General features: G+C 47.9%; 17 protein-coding genes and 1 pseudogene. 14 read left to right on the forward strand and 4 right to left on the reverse strand.

Annotated features, from left to right (window positions below):
- From AC1DWB_RS14540 to AC1DWB_RS14570, 7 genes and pseudogenes are all read left to right on the forward strand, one after another.
- A partial coding sequence (locus tag AC1DWB_RS14540) for a hypothetical protein (RefSeq protein WP_477541792.1) occupies positions 1-486 on the forward strand: 486 nt, incomplete at its 5' end.
- A gap of 401 nt (positions 487-887) precedes the next feature.
- Positions 888-1,364: a GyrI-like domain-containing protein gene (locus AC1DWB_RS14545; protein WP_477541793.1), complete on the forward strand. Its 477-nt coding sequence runs from the start codon at positions 888-890 to the stop codon at positions 1,362-1,364.
- A 345-nt stretch (positions 1,365-1,709) separates the two neighbouring features.
- Positions 1,710-2,039, forward strand: coding sequence for an ArsR/SmtB family transcription factor (locus tag AC1DWB_RS14550; protein ID WP_477541794.1), 330 nt, complete (start codon positions 1,710-1,712; stop codon positions 2,037-2,039).
- An 18-nt stretch (positions 2,040-2,057) separates the two neighbouring features.
- Positions 2,058-2,459: pseudogene (locus tag AC1DWB_RS14555) on the forward strand (SRPBCC family protein); the annotation flags it as partial.
- 65 nt (positions 2,460-2,524) lie between these two features.
- Positions 2,525-3,118, forward strand: coding sequence for a YdeI/OmpD-associated family protein (locus tag AC1DWB_RS14560; RefSeq protein ID WP_477541795.1), 594 nt, complete (start codon positions 2,525-2,527; stop codon positions 3,116-3,118).
- 286 nt (positions 3,119-3,404) lie between these two features.
- Entirely contained in the window at positions 3,405-3,749 is a 345-nt protein-coding gene (locus AC1DWB_RS14565; RefSeq protein WP_477541796.1) for a zinc ribbon domain-containing protein YjdM, read from the forward strand.
- A 33-nt stretch (positions 3,750-3,782) separates the two neighbouring features.
- Positions 3,783-6,008 (forward strand): ATP-dependent helicase, encoded by a 2,226-nt coding sequence (locus tag AC1DWB_RS14570; RefSeq protein ID WP_477541797.1) that lies wholly within the window; start codon positions 3,783-3,785, stop codon positions 6,006-6,008.
- A gap of 89 nt (positions 6,009-6,097) precedes the next feature.
- Here the strand turns inward: AC1DWB_RS14570 and AC1DWB_RS14575 are convergent, their stop codons facing one another.
- Together AC1DWB_RS14575 and AC1DWB_RS14580 are read right to left on the reverse strand one after the other, a co-directional pair.
- Complete coding sequence (locus AC1DWB_RS14575) at positions 6,098-6,262, reverse strand: hypothetical protein (RefSeq protein WP_477541798.1); 165 nt, start codon at positions 6,260-6,262, stop codon at positions 6,098-6,100.
- A gap of 127 nt (positions 6,263-6,389) precedes the next feature.
- The gene (locus AC1DWB_RS14580; protein WP_477541852.1) at positions 6,390-7,583 is read right to left on the reverse strand and encodes an MFS transporter; all 1,194 of its coding nucleotides are present in this window, start codon (positions 7,581-7,583) and stop codon (positions 6,390-6,392) included.
- Positions 7,584-7,747: 164 nt separating this feature from the next.
- On the opposite strand from AC1DWB_RS14580, the gene AC1DWB_RS14585 reads away from it, so the two are divergent.
- The 6 genes from AC1DWB_RS14585 to AC1DWB_RS14610 all read left to right on the forward strand — a co-directional run bounded on the left by AC1DWB_RS14585 (position 7,748) and on the right by AC1DWB_RS14610 (position 15,718).
- On the forward strand, positions 7,748-8,329 hold the full coding sequence (locus AC1DWB_RS14585; RefSeq protein ID WP_477541799.1) for a TetR/AcrR family transcriptional regulator: 582 nt from the start codon (positions 7,748-7,750) through the stop codon (positions 8,327-8,329).
- A gap of 310 nt (positions 8,330-8,639) precedes the next feature.
- The gene (locus tag AC1DWB_RS14590; RefSeq protein ID WP_477541800.1) at positions 8,640-9,605 is read left to right on the forward strand and encodes an ABC transporter permease; all 966 of its coding nucleotides are present in this window, start codon (positions 8,640-8,642) and stop codon (positions 9,603-9,605) included.
- Between the two features lie 48 nt (positions 9,606-9,653).
- On the forward strand, positions 9,654-10,523 hold the full coding sequence (locus tag AC1DWB_RS14595; RefSeq protein ID WP_477541801.1) for a carbohydrate ABC transporter permease: 870 nt from the start codon (positions 9,654-9,656) through the stop codon (positions 10,521-10,523).
- An 81-nt stretch (positions 10,524-10,604) separates the two neighbouring features.
- Positions 10,605-12,200: an extracellular solute-binding protein gene (locus AC1DWB_RS14600; RefSeq protein WP_477541802.1), complete on the forward strand. Its 1,596-nt coding sequence runs from the start codon at positions 10,605-10,607 to the stop codon at positions 12,198-12,200.
- A gap of 71 nt (positions 12,201-12,271) precedes the next feature.
- A complete protein-coding gene (locus AC1DWB_RS14605) occupies positions 12,272-14,611 on the forward strand; it encodes a helix-turn-helix domain-containing protein (protein ID WP_477541803.1) in 2,340 nt (779 codons plus the stop codon).
- Positions 14,612-14,638: 27 nt separating this feature from the next.
- The gene (locus AC1DWB_RS14610) at positions 14,639-15,718 is read left to right on the forward strand and encodes a TolB family protein (protein ID WP_477541804.1); all 1,080 of its coding nucleotides are present in this window, start codon (positions 14,639-14,641) and stop codon (positions 15,716-15,718) included.
- Between the two features lie 137 nt (positions 15,719-15,855).
- On the opposite strand, the gene AC1DWB_RS14615 is transcribed toward AC1DWB_RS14610, so the two are convergent.
- Positions 15,856-16,329 (reverse strand): hypothetical protein, encoded by a 474-nt coding sequence (locus AC1DWB_RS14615; protein WP_477541805.1) that lies wholly within the window; start codon positions 16,327-16,329, stop codon positions 15,856-15,858.
- A gap of 130 nt (positions 16,330-16,459) precedes the next feature.
- Between AC1DWB_RS14615 and AC1DWB_RS14620 the strand changes: the two genes are divergently transcribed.
- Positions 16,460-16,885: an Lrp/AsnC family transcriptional regulator gene (locus tag AC1DWB_RS14620; RefSeq protein ID WP_477541806.1), complete on the forward strand. Its 426-nt coding sequence runs from the start codon at positions 16,460-16,462 to the stop codon at positions 16,883-16,885.
- Here AC1DWB_RS14620 and AC1DWB_RS14625 read toward each other — a convergent pair.
- On the reverse strand, positions 16,857-17,456 hold the full coding sequence (locus tag AC1DWB_RS14625; RefSeq protein WP_477541807.1) for a DUF4386 domain-containing protein: 600 nt from the start codon (positions 17,454-17,456) through the stop codon (positions 16,857-16,859). The two genes, AC1DWB_RS14620 and AC1DWB_RS14625, sit on opposite strands and share 29 nt — an antisense overlap.
- Positions 17,457-17,460 lie beyond the last annotated feature (4 nt).

Raw genomic sequence — 17,460 nt, forward strand, 5'->3', positions numbered from 1 at the left:
AACAAAATGTCTAGCTACTCAATCAAAACAATCTCAGAAAACTACAAAATGACTGCTTTCGGTGTTTCACTTGAAGACTACAACGACTGGGCAGGTAATGCAGCAAAAACTGCAGCGAAAAAAGCTGAAATCACTGAAAACGGCAAGCTTGCTGAACTTCTCGCGCTCGCTGACGGGCAAGAATATCAAATCAACTACGTCATCGACGGCAAGGCTTGGCGCGGCTTCGGCGTGATGGGTGAGTTCGACGTGGAAGGCGCGGTCGTCCTCGATTTCCTCGCTGGCGACTACCTCGTCGTACCTGGCACAGGCGCTGACAAAGACCGCCTTGCTGACGAAATCACAGGCAAAGTTTTCGGCGGCATGATGCAAGAAATCACAGACTACAAATACGTTGGTCCTGGTAACTCAACATTCGTCAAAGCTGCTGAAAACGGTGAATTCTACGGCGAAATGTGGCTTCGTGTAAAGAAAGTMGAAGGCTAATCTCTGTCAAATTCGACAAAATCAAAAAACAAGGTCTGTCAAATTTGATAGACCTTAATTTAAGAGGAAAAACACTTGAAAAACTCACTTCATTTTTATTCTTGCAATTTTGGCGACGGCTATGCCCCTTTTTCGGCGCAAAGTAATTTTTAGACAGCCTGGAAATCCAGGTGTAGCAACAAAGCTCGGGATTACCGATCGTGAGCCTGAGGACATCACTTTGTACGGTGCGATCATTCTTGCAGGTCATCAGATTGCTTTTTCGGACATGATTCTGTGAACATTTTGGCAGAATACAAACTGCAAGCTTTTGGCGGCAAAGAAGGCTTCTTGCTTGACATTGGCATTTTGTAGCGGAGCCTGACCTCTCAGAAGTTAAACTGGATAATAGGAGCACTCACATGACAGATTACACACTTGAACACAAAAAATCATTCACATTGACCGCTTATGGTTTTTCAATCCAGTCGAATTTCCAAGACATGCCAGCTTTGCAAAAGGAAAAAGCTGAGTTTTGGGGCGGACTCAAGGCTGACGGGCGTTTTGATAAGCTCAAAAACGCCGCAAAAGACGATCGCGAATGGTCAGTCAACGAGGTTTATCAAGGAAAACCGTGGAATTATTTCGCGGTAGAAGCTGGCAAATCAGTGGCTGACGCAACGCGCATCATCGAGTTTCCAGAGAGCGAGTACATCGTGGTCGCAGGAAATGGCGACAAGGAAACTTTGTTTGATCAGCTGACTTACCGTGCTTTTGGCGAAGTCTTGGCCCAAATCACTGACTATGCATACATCGGCGGTCCAAATGCAACTTATCGCAAAGATAACGGCGACGGCACTTTCTATGGGGAATTTTGGGTGCCTGTGGTTAAAAAATAAATAAGAAAAAATCCTGTGAAAACAGGATTTTTTTATTTTGTCAAATGGTTGTAAAGATCGCCGAGCGTGCCTTCATGGCAACAGGTTCACCCGCGAGTCCTTATGAGAAATCAAGCTTTTTTGTTCTTATGTCCCTGTTTTTTTGTCGTAATGAAATGCTATCGGATGTCAAGAATATGTACTGATTCCCGAATATTATGAAGAAATGGTTCTTCATTTCGCACCATCACGAAATTAGCTGACTGATCTGGACTTTATAAAATTCGTTGACACGACGCCTAATGGTGTCCTACAATGAAAGAGACACCAAATGGTGACCTATTAGAGGTCTTAGGAGAGGGTGCTGTGAGCGAAAACAACCAGTTGCGGGATGTGTTTGACGCAATTGCAGACCCAACTAGACGCCGACTGATTCGTCTGTTAGCAGAGTCAGAGGAGATACCGCTTCATGAGTTAACGACACAGTTTCAAATGGGCCGTACAGCGGTATCCAAGCATTTGACAATCCTTAAAGAGGCCGGACTGGTCCTTGACAGAAAAGTCGGCAGGGAGACGCGATTTAGGCTAAACGCCTCACCACTTAGAGAAATTCATGATTGGGTGGCGTTCTACAACAAGTTCTGGAGTACGAATTTGTTGCGTTTGAACCAACTATTAGAGGAGGAGGATGAATGAGTTTATCCTTATCCTTTTTGGTCCGCCTTAACCGATTCAAGCAAGCTTGCCAAGCGGGTGGTCAACATCCACAATGGTCAGGCGATGGAGAATGATTTTGAGTCCGTCGTAGGACACCGTTTTCAGTTTCGCACGCAACCGTCCGAATATTGGGATGGTATTATTGACGGAGAAGTGCTTATCGTAGACGCACCAAACCGGGTGTCCTACACTTGGGCCAGCGGAGGGGAGAAGCACACGGTCACCTGGACGCTGCAGGATTTAGGAGACGGAAAGGTTAACCTTCATCTCGAACAAACCGGATTCGCCAATGCTCAAGGTCTCGAAGGCGCTAGGTATGGCTGGGGTAAATGGTGCGGCGAGCTTGAAAAGGTATTGATTGCAGCCGCTCTGGTACTCATGAATACCGCGGACTTTTGATTTATCGGGCGGCAATCGAGCAAGTATTTTCTGCTTAAAACAAGTCGATAGAGGGGTATACCTTGATGATAAAAGGTGAAAGGAATCCTAAGATTGATCCATTTTTTAGTAAGGCTAAAAAGTGGAAGGAAGAATTCGAGATGTTGAGAGAGATCGTTCTTGACTGCGAGCTGACCGAAGAATTTAAGTGGATGCATCCTTGTTACACGTTTCAGAATAAAAACATCGTTTTAATCCATGGATTTAAAGAATACTGTGCGCTTCTGTTTCACAAAGGCGTCTTGTTAAAAGATCCCCATAGGATCCTAATCCAACAAACGGAGAATGTACAGGCGGCGCGCCAAATTCGGTTCACCAATGTTCAAGAGATAGATGAGATGCAGCTTATCTTGAAAGCATATATTGATGAAGCCATTGAAGTTGAAAAAGCCGGTTTGCAAGTGACCTATAACAAGAATACGGAATACACCATTCCTGAAGAATTACAAAATAAATTCGTTGAAATCCCTGATTTGAAAATTGCTTTTGAAGCATTGACGCCTGGACGGCAAAGAGCGTACATACTTTATTTTTCTGCACCCAAGCAATCCAAAACTCGAGAGTCCAGAATTGAAAAATATTTGCCGCATATTCTCAATGGACAGGGATTAGATGATTAGTATATTTTATCTATGTTGAAGGACTAGAACATCCATTGATTAAACTCCGCGCTAAGCGCGGAGTTTTTGTTTACAAATAAGAATTTATAAATCCCGGGGTCCCCGCAAAGGGGCTTCGCCGTGGAATAAGCTCCGAAGGCCCACGTCACTTTGTGGGGTCATTTAAGCATGTAAGTTCATGTCTTTTTCTCGCCACCGCACCTTTTCTGGTATACGGGTTTGTATTTGTGCGGTCATATTGCTAAAGTATATAGAAAATTGAATTTTACTTGGAGGAACAGAGATCATGGTTGATTTGCCAAATTGCCCGAAATGTAATTCAGTATACACGTACGAAGATGGAAGTCTATTGATTTGCCCGGAATGTGCTCATGAGTGGAATATAGAACTAGAATCTGAGGATAATGCCGATAGAAGGATAATCAAAGATGCCAATGGTAATGTACTAAACGACGGTGATTCTGTTACTGTAATCAAAGACCTTAAAGTAAAAGGAAGTTCGTTAGTCGTCAAAATAGGAACAAAAGTAAAAAATATACGTTTGGTTGATGGGGATCATGATATTGATTGTAAGATAGATGGTTTTGGAGAAATGAAATTAAAATCTGAATTTGTAAAAAAGGTATTGTAGGCATATGGAGCGGTGAATGAAAGGGTAATGGGTATGAAGGAAAGTGAACCATTTTTTGCCCGCAAGAAGAAGGAGATTGGCGTCTCCTTGAATGAAGTCCAGCGAGAGGCCGTGCTTCAGACTGAAGGTCCACTGCTGTTATTGGCATCGCCGGGCTCCGGGAAAACGACCACGATCATTATGCGAATTGGCTATCTAATCGAGGAGAAGAGAGTTCATCCATCAAGGATCAAGGCGGTTACGTTCAGCCGTGCATCAGCAAGTGATATGAAGGAGCGGTTCAAGCGTTTTTTTCCACATCTGCCTCCAGTCGATTTCTCAACGATTCATAGCTTTGCTTTCGAAGTGGTGCGGGATCACTTTCGCAAATCGGGAATGGCTTACCAGATTATCGAGGGTGACGTCGATATGGAGAAGCAGGAAGCGGCTGATTCGGATGCATGGCCCTTGCACAAGAAGATCATTTTGCGGAAGATGTTCCAATCGATGGTTGGAGAGAACATGACCGACGATCAGATGGACGAGTTGACGACCTATATCAGCTACATCAAGAACAAAATGATCCCACCCGATCAATGGGCATCGGTAAAGGTTGAGGTTCCAGAAGCGGAGCGAATTCTGCGTGAATATGAGTCCTTTAAGAAGTCGGCCCACCCGAAGGTGTTAATCGATTACGACGATATGCTGACGATGGGAGAACAGGTTCTGGAGAGAGACAGGAACCTGCTTCGGAAGGTTCAGATGAGGTATGATTATGTGCTCACCGACGAGAGCCAAGATACTTCTATGGTGCAGCATGCCATTATCGAGAAGCTGGTTCGGGGGCATGGGAATCTGTGTGTGGTAGCCGACGATGACCAGTCGATCTATAGCTGGCGTGGGGCAGAGCCATCTTACTTGTTGAATTTCAAACAGGTATACCCGCATGCGACTACATTGTTCATGGAGCAGAACTATCGGTCATCCCAGGATATCGTGACGGTCGCCAATTCTTTCATTAAACGTAACGAGGATAGGTACGACAAAAATATGTTCACCAACAATCCATCAATGAAGCCGATCAATATCAGGAGTTTGACGGATTACTTGAACCAAGCCAAGTATTTGGTGAAGGAAATTGAGAAGGTTGAGGACCTCGCTGAAGTGGCCGTGTTGTATCGCAACAACTCCTCCTCCATTGCCTTAATGAATGAGTTCGATCGAGCTGGTATCCCGTTCTATATGAAGGATGCCGACAATCGCTTCTTCTCTCATTGGGTGGTTGGCGATATTCTGAATTTCATGCGAATGACCTTTACCGACAAACGTCCGGACTTATTGGAGCAAATCCATCTGAAGTTCAACGGATATATTAGTAAGCAACAGATGGCGGCTTTGAAACAAATCGACAATAACGAGTCGGTCTTCGATAACTTGTTGAATTACGTTCCGTTGCAGGACTATCAAATCAACCTACTGAAGGCGAGCAAAGAAACATTCCTGGAGATGAAAGGGATGCCGCCGCTGCATGCGATCCGGGTCATTCGAGGTCGGTTGGGCTACGAGAAAGCGCTGGAGAAGATGTGCGAACGACTTGGATTTCGAAAAGAAACTTTGATCGGGATCCTGAACACGCTGGAGGAGATTGCGGATACGTTGGATACGATGGAGGCGTTCGCGAGTCGGCTCAAGCACTTGGAAGCGGTACTCAAGACCGCCAAATCCAGAAAGGGTCAAAATGCGGTAACGTTCTCGACGCTTCATAGTGCGAAAGGATTGGAGTTCGAGCGAGTGTATATGATCGACCTGATCGACGGGATTATCCCCTCTCCGGATGACAAAAGCACCGCCCTTATGGAAGAAGCGACTCGCTTGTTCTATGTAGGAATGACACGGGCCAAAGAGTACCTGGAACTGATCGGGTATCAGGAGCGGGATAAGGAGAAGACAGCAGAGTCTCCATTCGTAGCAGCTGTTAGGAGCATCATTGACCCTCCGAAGGTGAAGGAGACAAGGAATGCGCCAGCACAGCAAGTAGCGGTGACTGTAAGGAAGCCACCGGGTTCGCGGCAAACGTTGGTCCCCTACAACCCCAATGCTATCCGTAGTAAGTCGGAGTTGATAGTTGGGGCGACGGTTAGGCATAGGGTTTTCGGGACGGGATCTATCCTCACGCTAGACGATGAACGGGTTCATGTTCGATTTCAAGCAAGCATAAAGATTCTTTCTGTTGAAACTTGTTTGAATATGGGCTTGTTAGAGCCGGTATGTAATGTTTAAGAAAAAAGCCAGCAAACCCTTGAGTTTGCTGGTTTCTTGCACTTCAAAACTTATTGTCGTAAAACAGATTAGCAGAAACGGAGCTTGTATTAAGGTTCATCCATATACTTATCTTTGTCTGTAAGTTCAACGATACCATCTTCTAGAAATTTACCATCTGTAACTAAAGTCATATCTCTGCAACTGTTGTTAATATTCATTTTGTCTGCAACCAAGTCTTCATTGCTTGCTAATTCATTCTTTTCTTCCGGCATACGAACCCTCCTTTCGTTGCAAGTAGGGTTACCAAATTCAAGGAATAAATTCAATTTAGAGGATCCATAAATGAAAAGAAATACGAAAATTCGAGCATGCTAGTTAATCATCAAGCTCAGCTATTCTTTAATGGCGACGGGTCAGTGACCAGAATAGAAGAGCCAAAGCACTGACACTAGCACCTAACAAGCACACCCCGTTCCAGCCCGAATGATCATAGATACTGGTAGATGCAATTGACCCGATGGCGCTGCCAATGGAATAGAAAATCATGTAACCTGCGGTAAGCCTACTACGTGCCTCAGGACGCACAGTAAAGATCATGCTCTGGTTAGTGACATGTACGGCTTGTACGGCCAGGTCAAGAAGGACAATACCAACGATTAATACGAGAAGTGAATGGTGGGTATAACTGATTGGCAACCATGATGTAAGCAACAGAACCAACGCCACGCCGGTGGTCCTCTGGCCTAAACCTTGATCAGCAAGGCGACCTGCTCGCGCTGCCGCTAACGCCCCCGCAACTCCAGCGAGACCAAATGCCCCAATCGCAGTATGCGAAAGAGAAAGCGGCGGAGCACTTAGAGTCAGCCCTAAGGAAGTCCATAATATACTAAAAGCAGTAAAAATCATCAGGGCTAGTGCAGCACGGATGCGCAAGATTCGTTCTTGTAAGAACAACGTGAGCATAGAGCGTAGCAACTGTAGGTAGGACAATGACACTCTATCGTGCTCAGAATGAGGCAGCACCCGGAACAAAACGCCTGCCATGATTAGCGTTAATCCCGCAGAGACAAGATAAACCGAACGCCAACCGGCTAAATCCGTTAATACGCCAGCGAAAGTTCGCGCAAGAAGAATACCAATTACGATTCCACTTGTCACAACTCCGATGACACGCCCACGTTCGGCCGAGTCAGCCAAGGTTGCTGCGAACGCAACGAGCGTCTGTGTTACTACGGCGAGCAGTCCAACCGCAGCTATGCCTATGAACAGAACCGTACTGGAAGGGGCGGTGCCAACCACAATCAAAGCCATCACGGATAAAAGCATCTGTCCAGCGATCAGCCAACGTCGATTTAATAAATCGCCGAGCGGCACTAGTAACAGCAGTCCCAGCGCGTAACACACTTGAGTGATTGTAATAACAATGCCGACGGTTGAATGGGTAATTCCGAACTCGTCCGAAATAGCGTCCAGTAATGGTTGCGCGTAATAGATGTTGGCGACAGCCAGTCCGCAGGCGATAGCAAATAAGAGTGCCACATATCGAACGAACTTCTCCAAAAATAACACCTCCTTCAGTTTTCTATTGCTCATTTCACTTAATAATGTACCGATTGGTATGAAATATTCCTGATCAATATACCTCTCATAAATACTAAATGTCAAGGTTTTACTATAGTAAGGTAGATGAATTGACAAAGTAACCTACTGTAAGTAAAATCATAATATACCGTTCGATATGAAAAGAGGGGGTTGTTATGGCTCGACAACGCGAATTTGATATGGAAAAGGCATTGGATGCAGCTATGCAACTATTTTGGGAAAAGGGGTTCGAAGCTACCTCTTTGAGCGATTTAACATCAAGAATGGGCATTCAGCGACCCAGCATATACTCAGCCTTTGGAGACAAAAAAGAACTATTTGAAGCTGCATTGCGAAAATATACGAGTTCTCATGCTGCCTATGTACGCGCCAATCTTCAAAACAATCTTTCTGTCAAAGAAGCATTCCGTGCTTTTTTTGAAAATATAGTGGCAAAGGAATATGAAAAAAGTCCAAGCTGGGGATGCTTCTGCATCAATTCGATGGTGGAACTTTCGCCTCATGATGAGAAATTTGAAATCCTAACAAGAGAACATCAGATGTACCTTTCGGTCATATTTCAAGAAACGATTGAACGAGGTTTGCGCTCAGGTGAGCTTGATAGCGGTATTAACGCAAAGAGTTTGGCACAGACATTGGTCGTATCGTTAATAGGGCTTACGGTTATGATGAAATCCCGTCCTGAACGATCATTTGTTGATAATGCTGTGAAAGAATACCTTGCTTTGCTTAGGTAGAACACGGTATCAATGGCTTCGGAGACGTAGGTGGCAGCTTTGGCAGTATAGGTAGTGGCATTTCGTATGATGAGGGCCGACGAATTTCAGGTATGTATGCCTGATGTTCGCTCGGCTTTTTATTTTGTGTGGCCCGCCGTGTCCGGGTTATTGATCATGAAAGGCATACCGGAGCAAAAAGCGCTTAAACCCCAGAGCAAAACAAGTGAATGGCATCAAAAAGTGGATATTTCCAAAGAAGACGGCGGTTGTTATGTTGGGATCAAGCCGGTCCGCAACAGGCTGACAACAGAGAGGAGGAGAACGAAGCATGCTTGCACAACCAGCCGCGGAAGTTGGAAGCGGCAAACGCGCCAAACAAACGGGTTCGCGAAGGTCGTTATGGAGGGAGCTCAAGCGCAGACCGTTTCTTTATATGCTGCTCATCCCCGTAATCGCTTATTTTATCGTATTCAAATACCTCCCCTTGTACGGGGAAATCATCGCATTTAAACAATTTCGGCTGGCCGATGGCATCTGGGGAAGCAAATGGGTGGGGCTGGAGCATTTCAACCGGCTGATGCACAGCAGCGACCTGCTGAAGATCGTCCGCAATACGCTTCTCTTGAATGTATACGGGCTATGCATCGGTTTTCCCGTGCCGATCGCGCTCGCCATTATATTGAACGAGGTTCGAGTGGAATGGTATAAGCGAGTCGTACAAAACCTGCTGTATTTGCCGCATTTCCTATCCTGGATCATTCTCGGCACGATTGTGATCGGCCTATTGTCCCCAAGCACCGGGTTTGTCAATTATGTGCTGAAGGCGTTCGGGATCGATCCGGTTTATTTCATGGGTAGCACCTTCTGGTGGCCGCTCGTGTATGTGTTCTCCGGCATATGGCGGGACGCTGGCTTCGGCACCATTCTCTTTTTGGYGGCCATGTCAAGCATCGACCCGCATTTATATGAGGCAGCCAGAATCGACGGCGGCGGGAAGTTGCGGCAAATCTGGCACGTGACGCTACCCGGAATCCGAAGCACGATCGCGATTGTGCTCGTTCTACAAATGGGGCATATGCTCGATGTCGGCTTCGAGAAAGTATGGGTGCTCACGAATCCGATGGTAACGAGCGTTTCCGACGTCATGAGCACCTACATCTACAGACTGGGCCTCGTCAACCTGCAGTACAGCTACACAACCGCCATCGGGTTGATTCAATCCCTCGTAGGCTTGATATTGGTGCTTTCGGTGAATCGTATCATACGGGCGATGGGAGAGCGGGCGTTATGGTAGGAAATGGGTGCAGTACGAGGCAAGGTTCACGGAAAGGAGGGACTGCGTATGGCTTTTAGGAAGGGCAGCGTGTCCCGCGGCATTCTATATCTCTTCTTGGCGGCGTGCACGTTCACAACGGTGTTTCCGATTCTGAATGTGCTGGCGGTTTCCCTCAGCTCGGGCGAAGCGATTCGAGCAGGCAGCGTATCGATATGGCCGATAGAGTTTACTCTGGAGTCCTACCGCAATTTGATTGATGATGGGCAGTTGTTCATGGCGATGAGAAATACGGTCGTGATGACGGTTGTCGGCACATTACTGAATATTTTGGTTACGATTATGGCGGCTTACCCACTGTCCAAGGCGGATCTCCGCGGACGGGGGCCAGTCCTCGGGATGATCATTTTCACCATGCTGTTCGGTGGAGGGCTTATCCCGCATTTTCTGCTCATTAAAAGCTTGGGACTTATGAATACGTATTGGTCGCTTTGGCTGCCGGCACTCCTCAGCACGTACAACCTCTTCGTTCTGAAGACGTTCTTCGAAGGGCTGCCGAGCGAGCTGGAGGAGTCGGCTTCCATCGACGGGGCGAAGGACTGGGTGGTGCTTGTGCGGATTGTCCTGCCGCTTGCGCTTCCTGTACTCGCTGCGTTAACGCTGTTCTATGCGGTGGGATGGTGGAACGCCTATTACAACGTGCTCATCTACATTAAGAGCTCGACCAAGATGTCCCTCATGGTCAAGCTCTATCAGATGATCGACAATATAGATCCCGCGCTCTTGCTCGGGGATTCAACGGACGCGAACCATACGCTGCCACCGGAAGGGGTACGGGCGGGCGCCGCCATGTTGGCTGCGCTGCCGATCCTGCTCATTTATCCGTTCCTGCAAAAATATTTCGTAAAAGGTGTCTTAATGGGCTCCGTAAAAGGCTAGTTGGTTCAGCGTGTAGGATCAATCGTTCATAATGGCGCCAAGCGCCTTGTGATATAATCAATCTTTGTGGGAGGTCACAGTATGAAGAGAACGAAACGATGGGTGTTAGGTTCTACGATTCTGGCATTAATGCTGGGAACGGCGTTAACAGGTTGCGGCAAATCGGAGGGAGGCGCGAGCGGCAGTCCGGCTCCGTCCGCTTCAGGTAAGACGGAAGACAAGTACGACAAGCTGCCGAAGGCCGTCAGTGTTTCGATATTCGACCGGGGCACCGTCGCGGCAGATGAAGGCTCCTACGAACAGAATCGCTGGACCAAGTGGATTCAGGAACAATCGGGCATCCAGGTCAAATACGTCCCGGTTCCCCGTAACCAGGCGCAGGATAAGCTAAATACGCTGATTGCCTCCGGTGAAGCACCGGATCTGATATGGGAATATGACCGCAATTATATCGGTACGCTCGTCACACAGGGCGTCATTCAACCGATTGACGATTATATCAATAAGTACAGCACGGTATTGAAGAACTATATCAACGAGAATCCGGACTTGAAGCCGTTCATGACATTCGACGGTAAAATATACGGGATCACAACAAGGCGGCCAGCAAACGGCTTGGCCAACGGCGGTATGTGGATACGTCAGGATTGGCTAGACAAGGTTGGGATGAAGGCGCCGACGACAGAGGAAGAATTTTTCGCAGTCGTGAAGGCGTTCAAGGATAAGGGTCTTGCCGGGAGCACAAGCGCGCCTGTCGTTTCGATGTTTGTCTGGCCCAATGTCATCAACGGCCTCTATGCAACACACAGCACGCAATGGTATCTTGAAGGGGGCAAAATGACCAATGCCAGCTTCGTTGACCGCAATGTGGGTGCCCTTGGATTCGAACGGAAGCTCTATGAGAACGGCTACATCGACAAAGAGTATTTGACCGACAAAAACAGCCAGAAGATGATGACCGATTGGGCGCAAGGCAAAGCGGGCATTCTGATCGGCACGGTCGGCAACGGCATTGACACTTACATGAAGGATTTGATGAAGAACGTTCCCGAAGCGAACCCGGTGCCGCTGGCCTCCTTCTCGACCAAGTACGGCAAGTTCGGCTCCTACCAGGAAACGCCGGCCAATATATTCGTCGCGTTCAATAAGGATATGAAAAATCCGAAGGCAGCTATCCAATATCTCGACTGGCTGCTCGATAAAGGCTGGAACACCCTGCTGAACGGCACGGAGAATACGCATTACAAATCGGTGAATGGCGTCCCGCAGATGATTGACGCTGATAAGTTTAAGAAGGAAGTTGGGTATGCCGGCGAGTATGCAATTGTAAGGAACGATGCCAAGACGTTCAAGCTGGAGGATTTGCTCGTGAAAGCCGCTCAGGACCCGCTCTCGCAGCGCTGGGTGAAACTGAATGTCGACGCGATGAAGACGTCGCTTAGTGTGCCGTTCCGCCGTGACATTCCCTATGCACCGAACTCGCCGGAGATCGGCAACGTGTTCGCGAGCGTCGGACCGAAGCTGGCGGAGATCCGCACGAGAGCGATTATCAAGGGCGACATTACGCCGGAGCAGGCGCTGGACATGATGCGCAAGGAGTACAAGAACGCCGGCGGGGACAAAGCGGATCAAGTCGCGCAGGAGTGGTACGACAAAAATAAAGCGAATTTCAAATAATTCGAACTAGGAAATAACTACCTCTTCGGGGGTCCCGTTATTTCCTTATTCTTAACTCGGGGGGCAGAGGCATGTTTTGGCGGCAAAAGCGGAGTCATTCGAAGCGTGCGATCACGATTATTTTGCTTTTCTTGAGCCTTTGCATCGTTTCAACGGCAGGCCTGTCTTATTTCATCACGACCGATCACCTTCAGGCAGAAGTCGAGCGAACGAACATGTCGCTGCTCCGCGAAGTAAACGAGAAGATGCTTCTAGTGCTTAAGGCTGTCGACTCGGAGGCGATTCAATTTTTGCGTAGCCGAGATATGTGGGTGTTTATGGAGGACGATTCTGCCGATCAGCAGGACACTATCGCGATCAACAACCGGATTGGCGATATATTGAACAGCAACGATATCATATTTTCGATTGATCTGTATTCGTATGCCAAGAAGCGCTGGTCACAGACTAGTCCGTTCCAGCAGCGGGAAGTGGCCCTCGACTACCAATGGATTGGCGCATTCGAACGATACAAAGGCTTCTATCAGTTGATTGGCACGCGGAAGCTGTCCCTGGACGATTCCAATACTATCTGGCATAACGTGATGACGCTTATTCGCTCCTACCCGCTTACGCACGCGGAAGGGTACCGGAGAGGTGCAGTCGCCGTCAATATCGATGAGCTCTCCATCTTCAATTTGATTAAAAATGCGATCGATCCTTCTCTCGGTTATATGTTCATTGCCGACGCGCAGGGAACGATCATTAGCCATGCGAATAAATCGATGATCGGAACACGAGCAAGCGAAGCGATTTGGTCGAAGCAGATGAACGAGCAGGGTGAAGGACAGTTCCATACGAAAGTTAACGGTGTGAACCAAACGGTTTTTTACATGAAAAGTCCCTATACGGGTTGGGAGATTGTCAGCATTGTGTCTGAAGCAGGGCTCAGTAAGCCGCTTGTGAAGGTGCGGAACACGCTCTTGATCATTATTATCGGCCTTCTGCTGCTTGCCGTCGTCATGTCAGCGATCGTCAATCGCTGGATGTTCCGGCCTGTGTATCGGGTGCTCTCCAATGTGACGAGACAGCTGCAGTCGCATCGCGCCTATGAGCTCAGAGCCGAGCATACGGCAGACGACGAATTCGGCAGTATCGAAGTTTCTCTATCGCATATATTGGCAGACAGCGACCGTATGTTCCGGCAAATGCGTGAAGCGCAGCCAGTCGTCAAATGGCGGCTTGTAATGGATGCCTTGATCGGCGCACGGAGAAATGCAGGCGAACTTCTGAGCAATCTCGAAGCGATCGGGTTCGCCCTGCACGCCGGGCAAGTCATGGTCATGGCTGCCGAGTTCGATCGGCGGTCGGAGATTGCCAAGCCGCAGGATCTTCATCTGTATTGCTACGCACTCTGCAACGTGGCGGAGGAAATCATCAATACCGAATATCGCGGCGTGGCCATCGAAGCCCGTGACGGGCTTGTCGTTATCGTGATCAGCTTCGCCGAGACGGATGGCGAAGCGAATGGTTTGCGGGCCTTGGCCATCGCTGAATTGATCAAGAGCTATGTGGAAGAGCGGTTCAAACGGACGATCTCCATCGGACTAGGCCGGATGGCGCAAGGGGTGGATATGCTACAGCCTTCTTATCACGACGCGCTATCGGCGCTTTCATACAAGATGATACTCGGCGGGAACACGATCATCTCCAGTGAAGATATTCGGGAGCCGGCTGGCGGAGAGTTCATACGGCTGCTCGGCATGACGGATGCGATCCTCGACTCGCTGCGGATGACGGATCGTGAGAAGATCGAGAAACAGACCGAGCGATGGTTCGACGAGATGGCTGGCAGCGGCGCTGCGCCTGATATGATCCGGCAGCTTGTCGTTCAGTTCATGATGAAAGCGGCCAGAGCTGTTGGCGAGATTGATCCAGCGTTGCTTGAGGAGGCGCCGACGCACCGGCTGTTCGACCTATTGAATCAGTATGAAAGCATCCGCGAGCTGTCGGACTATGTGATCGAGCAGCTAAGCCGATATGCGGTGCGAATCGAGGAGAAACGAAACAGCCGAGAGCGAAACGACGTTGTTGAGCGGATCATTGCATTCATCGATGCGCGATACATGCACAGCGATCTATCGCTGAATGTTTTGGCAAGCGAGTTCAAGCTGAGTGTGTCGCACATGAGCCGTATCTTCAAGGAGCAGACGGAAGGCAATTTCATCGATTATTTGCTGGGCATCCGACTGAGGAAGGCCAAAGAATTGCTCGCAGACACCGATATTCTGATCCGAGACGTATCCTTGTCGGTTGGCTACACGAATGTTAGCAGCTTCGTGCGCATTTTCAAGAAAAGCACCGGCTTTACGCCAGGCGAATACCGGGAACGGGAGCAGGCGTCACGCGGCGACGCCGGTGATACCGAATAAGCACACAAGAAACAGGAGGCGATAACGATGCTGAGGAGAACATCGTTTGCGGATACAATCACAGGGCTGCCGATACTCGCTGTCGGGTGCGAAGGGCGCGATACGGCGCATCATTATTTTACGGCGATGACGTGGCTGTCGGACAGTCGGCATTTGATCGTACACACGGATATCGACCGGGTGCAGATGACGGGGAACATCGTGCGCTTCGATACGGAAACGGGCGATGCGCAGGTGCTGGAGGAAGGGACAGTTTGGGGACGCGGTGTCGTTTCGTGTGATGACATCCTGTATTTGCACGACAAGAACGAGTTGTACACGATCGACGCTTGGAGCGGCACACGGCGCACGATTTGCAAGCTGGGGGAGCATTGCTCCTTCCAAGGCCCCTTATCGATTACGAACGACGGCAAGACGCTGGGCGTCTATTGGAAGGAGCAGCATCAAGAGCAGGCGGTGCAATGGGTAATCGGCACCGTTAGTACGGAGGACGGAGATGTGCGCGAAGCGGCCCGTCCTCAGTTCGACGAGCCTTATCCGGTGGCGAATCATGCCATGATCAACCCGGTCGATCCGGAGCTGGTGTTCTACTCTCATGAGGGGCAGACCGAGCATATACCGGATCGGCTATGGGTAGTGGATCGACGAGTCGGGGAATCGCGCAACGTCTTTGCGCAGAGAACGGACGAAAGCGGACGGCTTGTGGAATATGTCGGGCACGAGATGTGGGCCTATGACGGCAGCGGGCTGTTCTTCGTGAAATATCCCCATAGTCCGGATAAGCCGACAGGCGTTTATTTCACGGATAAACAGGGGAAGCGGCGCGAATTCCTGAATGGAGACTACAAGTACTGGCATGTGGGCATCAGTCCCGACGGCCAGTATGCGGTGGCAGATACACAGGAGCCTGGCGTTTCCAAGATCGTGCTGATCGACACGACTACGAAACAGTCCAAGCTGCTCTGCGAGCTGCCATGCCGCGGTATGCATCCCGGTCACCCTCACCCATCGTTCAGTGCGGACAGCCGCAAGATCACCTTCACGTTCTCCGATGAGCATGATATGGTCTGGGTTGGCATTATGGATGTACCCGTAAGTGGGGTCTGAATATAAGAACGGCTCTGGTCGCATTGTTTTGCGTAAGATCAAGCGCGGTGCGGACTGCTATCGCTATAAATAAAGAACAGTTGCTTTCAACTTAACAGTGAAAGCGACTGTTTTTTATCATATGACAACCAAAGTGGTTAATCTGCTTTCTCAATGCTCAGATCTTTAGAAACGCCGAGGCTTTCCGCGTGGTTATTTTCAGCTAATACGAGTTTTATTGTATTTTTACCTTTCCGTAAATGAAGGGGATATGGAGATGTATCCTTGATCGGGCCTATCAAGAAGCCGTTTAGGTAAAAATGGATGTGTCCTTCTCCATCTACCGGCGATCCAGCATAATGTTCGCTCGATAATTTCAAATTTGTATTAGTTTTCAGGTAATAGATGTCATTGTCTTTATAAACGGAAGCATCAAGCGAATATTTCGTTTCTTTATTCGGGACAGAGCTGGTTGGAGCTACTTTTTCCGGTTGTGTAGTGTGCTGATTATGTGGAGAAGCACTTGCCTCACTGGACGTTATATTACTTGAACTCAGTGTATTGTTTCCACAACCAACCGGGATAACGAAAATTAGCGATAGTGAAAATAAAATAATGAACCTTTTGATCACTTGTCTAACCTCCTTATATAGGCAATAATTGTATTTTGAGGATCCTCTAGTAATCATTCTAGTTCACACGTTCTTATACTTACATACATTCATGAAAGAGTTTTCTCCAGATTACTTAGTCGATGAAAGGATGAAATGGAGAGTGATTGATCACATTGATATGGAAATCATACGCTGTTTGCAAAATAACTCAAGAATTCAATGGAAACAAATTGGGGAAATAGTCCATATGTCTGGGGTAGCTGTAGCCAATCGTATCCAACGTTTAGAGGAGATAGGGGTTATAGAGGGGTATACGGTCCGGTTAAATGAAAAATTGTTGGGGAACATCTACTGTATTTTTATAATCGTTATGATGAAGGACTATAGGCATACGAAGTTCCAAGAGTTCATTCAGAAACGTGATGAAATCAAAGAGGCTCACCGTGTTAGTGGGGAGCCGTGCTTCATTTTAAAAGTCCAGGTATCCGATCATAACCAACTATCCAAACTTCTGGATGAGATCCTTGTCTATGGCCATTATAAAATCAATATTTCCATTGKGCAGTATAAGTAACTTTGGAATTGTACATACAGAGGAGGCATCTAGTATGGCGAATCGTTCTCGGGAAGAAGCTCGCTAAAGCCACATAGCCCACAATCAACAGATGCCCACCAAAAACGATCAAACCAATAGACCAAATGGATTCGAATGCTTCAAGAAATAGCATCATAAGTGATTGAGTTTGTTCGATTTTAAATGAGGATAAATAGTTTGTATGTCTCGAGAGAAGCATCACAACTATCAAGTTCATTATGGCAATTCCCAATATAGTCGAATAGGTAAGACGGAGCCATGCACCGAGCAATGAAAGGTTTTTATTAATTGGCTTCAGGAAGATATATAAAGCCCATGCGACTACAATGTCACTTATCAGGATGATGACCCACCCCAGAATTTCGGCTTTGAAAAGGCTATTTGATGACATGATGTTGTTAAATGTGGTGCTGGCATCGTCCTTCACCACAAGGCTTCCATGGACAAAACCATAGGAAAAAAATGCAGCAAGTGCCATGATGATAAGTGATGTACCAGCAGTTAAAGCAGATTTTCGCTCATTTGATAGTTCTTTTACTGAGGTAGCCATAAGA

The sequence above is a fragment of the Paenibacillus sp. P4_E11 genome (assembly GCF_056401635.1).

What these genes read in the sequence shown, in the direction of transcription:
- AC1DWB_RS14545 (WP_477541793.1), top strand. Translation starts at nt 888, where the DNA reads ATGACAGATTACACACTTGAACACAAAAAATCATTCACATTGACCGCT.
- AC1DWB_RS14560 (WP_477541795.1), top strand. Translation starts at nt 2,525, where the DNA reads ATGATAAAAGGTGAAAGGAATCCTAAGATTGATCCATTTTTTAGTAAG.
- AC1DWB_RS14565 (WP_477541796.1), top strand. Translation starts at nt 3,405, where the DNA reads ATGGTTGATTTGCCAAATTGCCCGAAATGTAATTCAGTATACACGTAC.
- AC1DWB_RS14570 (WP_477541797.1), top strand. Translation starts at nt 3,783, where the DNA reads ATGAAGGAAAGTGAACCATTTTTTGCCCGCAAGAAGAAGGAGATTGGC.
- AC1DWB_RS14575 (WP_477541798.1), bottom strand. Translation starts at nt 6,262, where the DNA reads ATGCCGGAAGAAAAGAATGAATTAGCAAGCAATGAAGACTTGGTTGCA.
- AC1DWB_RS14580 (WP_477541852.1), bottom strand. Translation starts at nt 7,583, where the DNA reads ATGAGCAATAGAAAACTGAAGGAGGTGTTATTTTTGGAGAAGTTCGTT.
- AC1DWB_RS14585 (WP_477541799.1), top strand. Translation starts at nt 7,748, where the DNA reads ATGGCTCGACAACGCGAATTTGATATGGAAAAGGCATTGGATGCAGCT.
- AC1DWB_RS14595 (WP_477541801.1), top strand. Translation starts at nt 9,654, where the DNA reads ATGGCTTTTAGGAAGGGCAGCGTGTCCCGCGGCATTCTATATCTCTTC.
- AC1DWB_RS14600 (WP_477541802.1), top strand. Translation starts at nt 10,605, where the DNA reads ATGAAGAGAACGAAACGATGGGTGTTAGGTTCTACGATTCTGGCATTA.
- AC1DWB_RS14605 (WP_477541803.1), top strand. Translation starts at nt 12,272, where the DNA reads ATGTTTTGGCGGCAAAAGCGGAGTCATTCGAAGCGTGCGATCACGATT.
- AC1DWB_RS14610 (WP_477541804.1), top strand. Translation starts at nt 14,639, where the DNA reads ATGCTGAGGAGAACATCGTTTGCGGATACAATCACAGGGCTGCCGATA.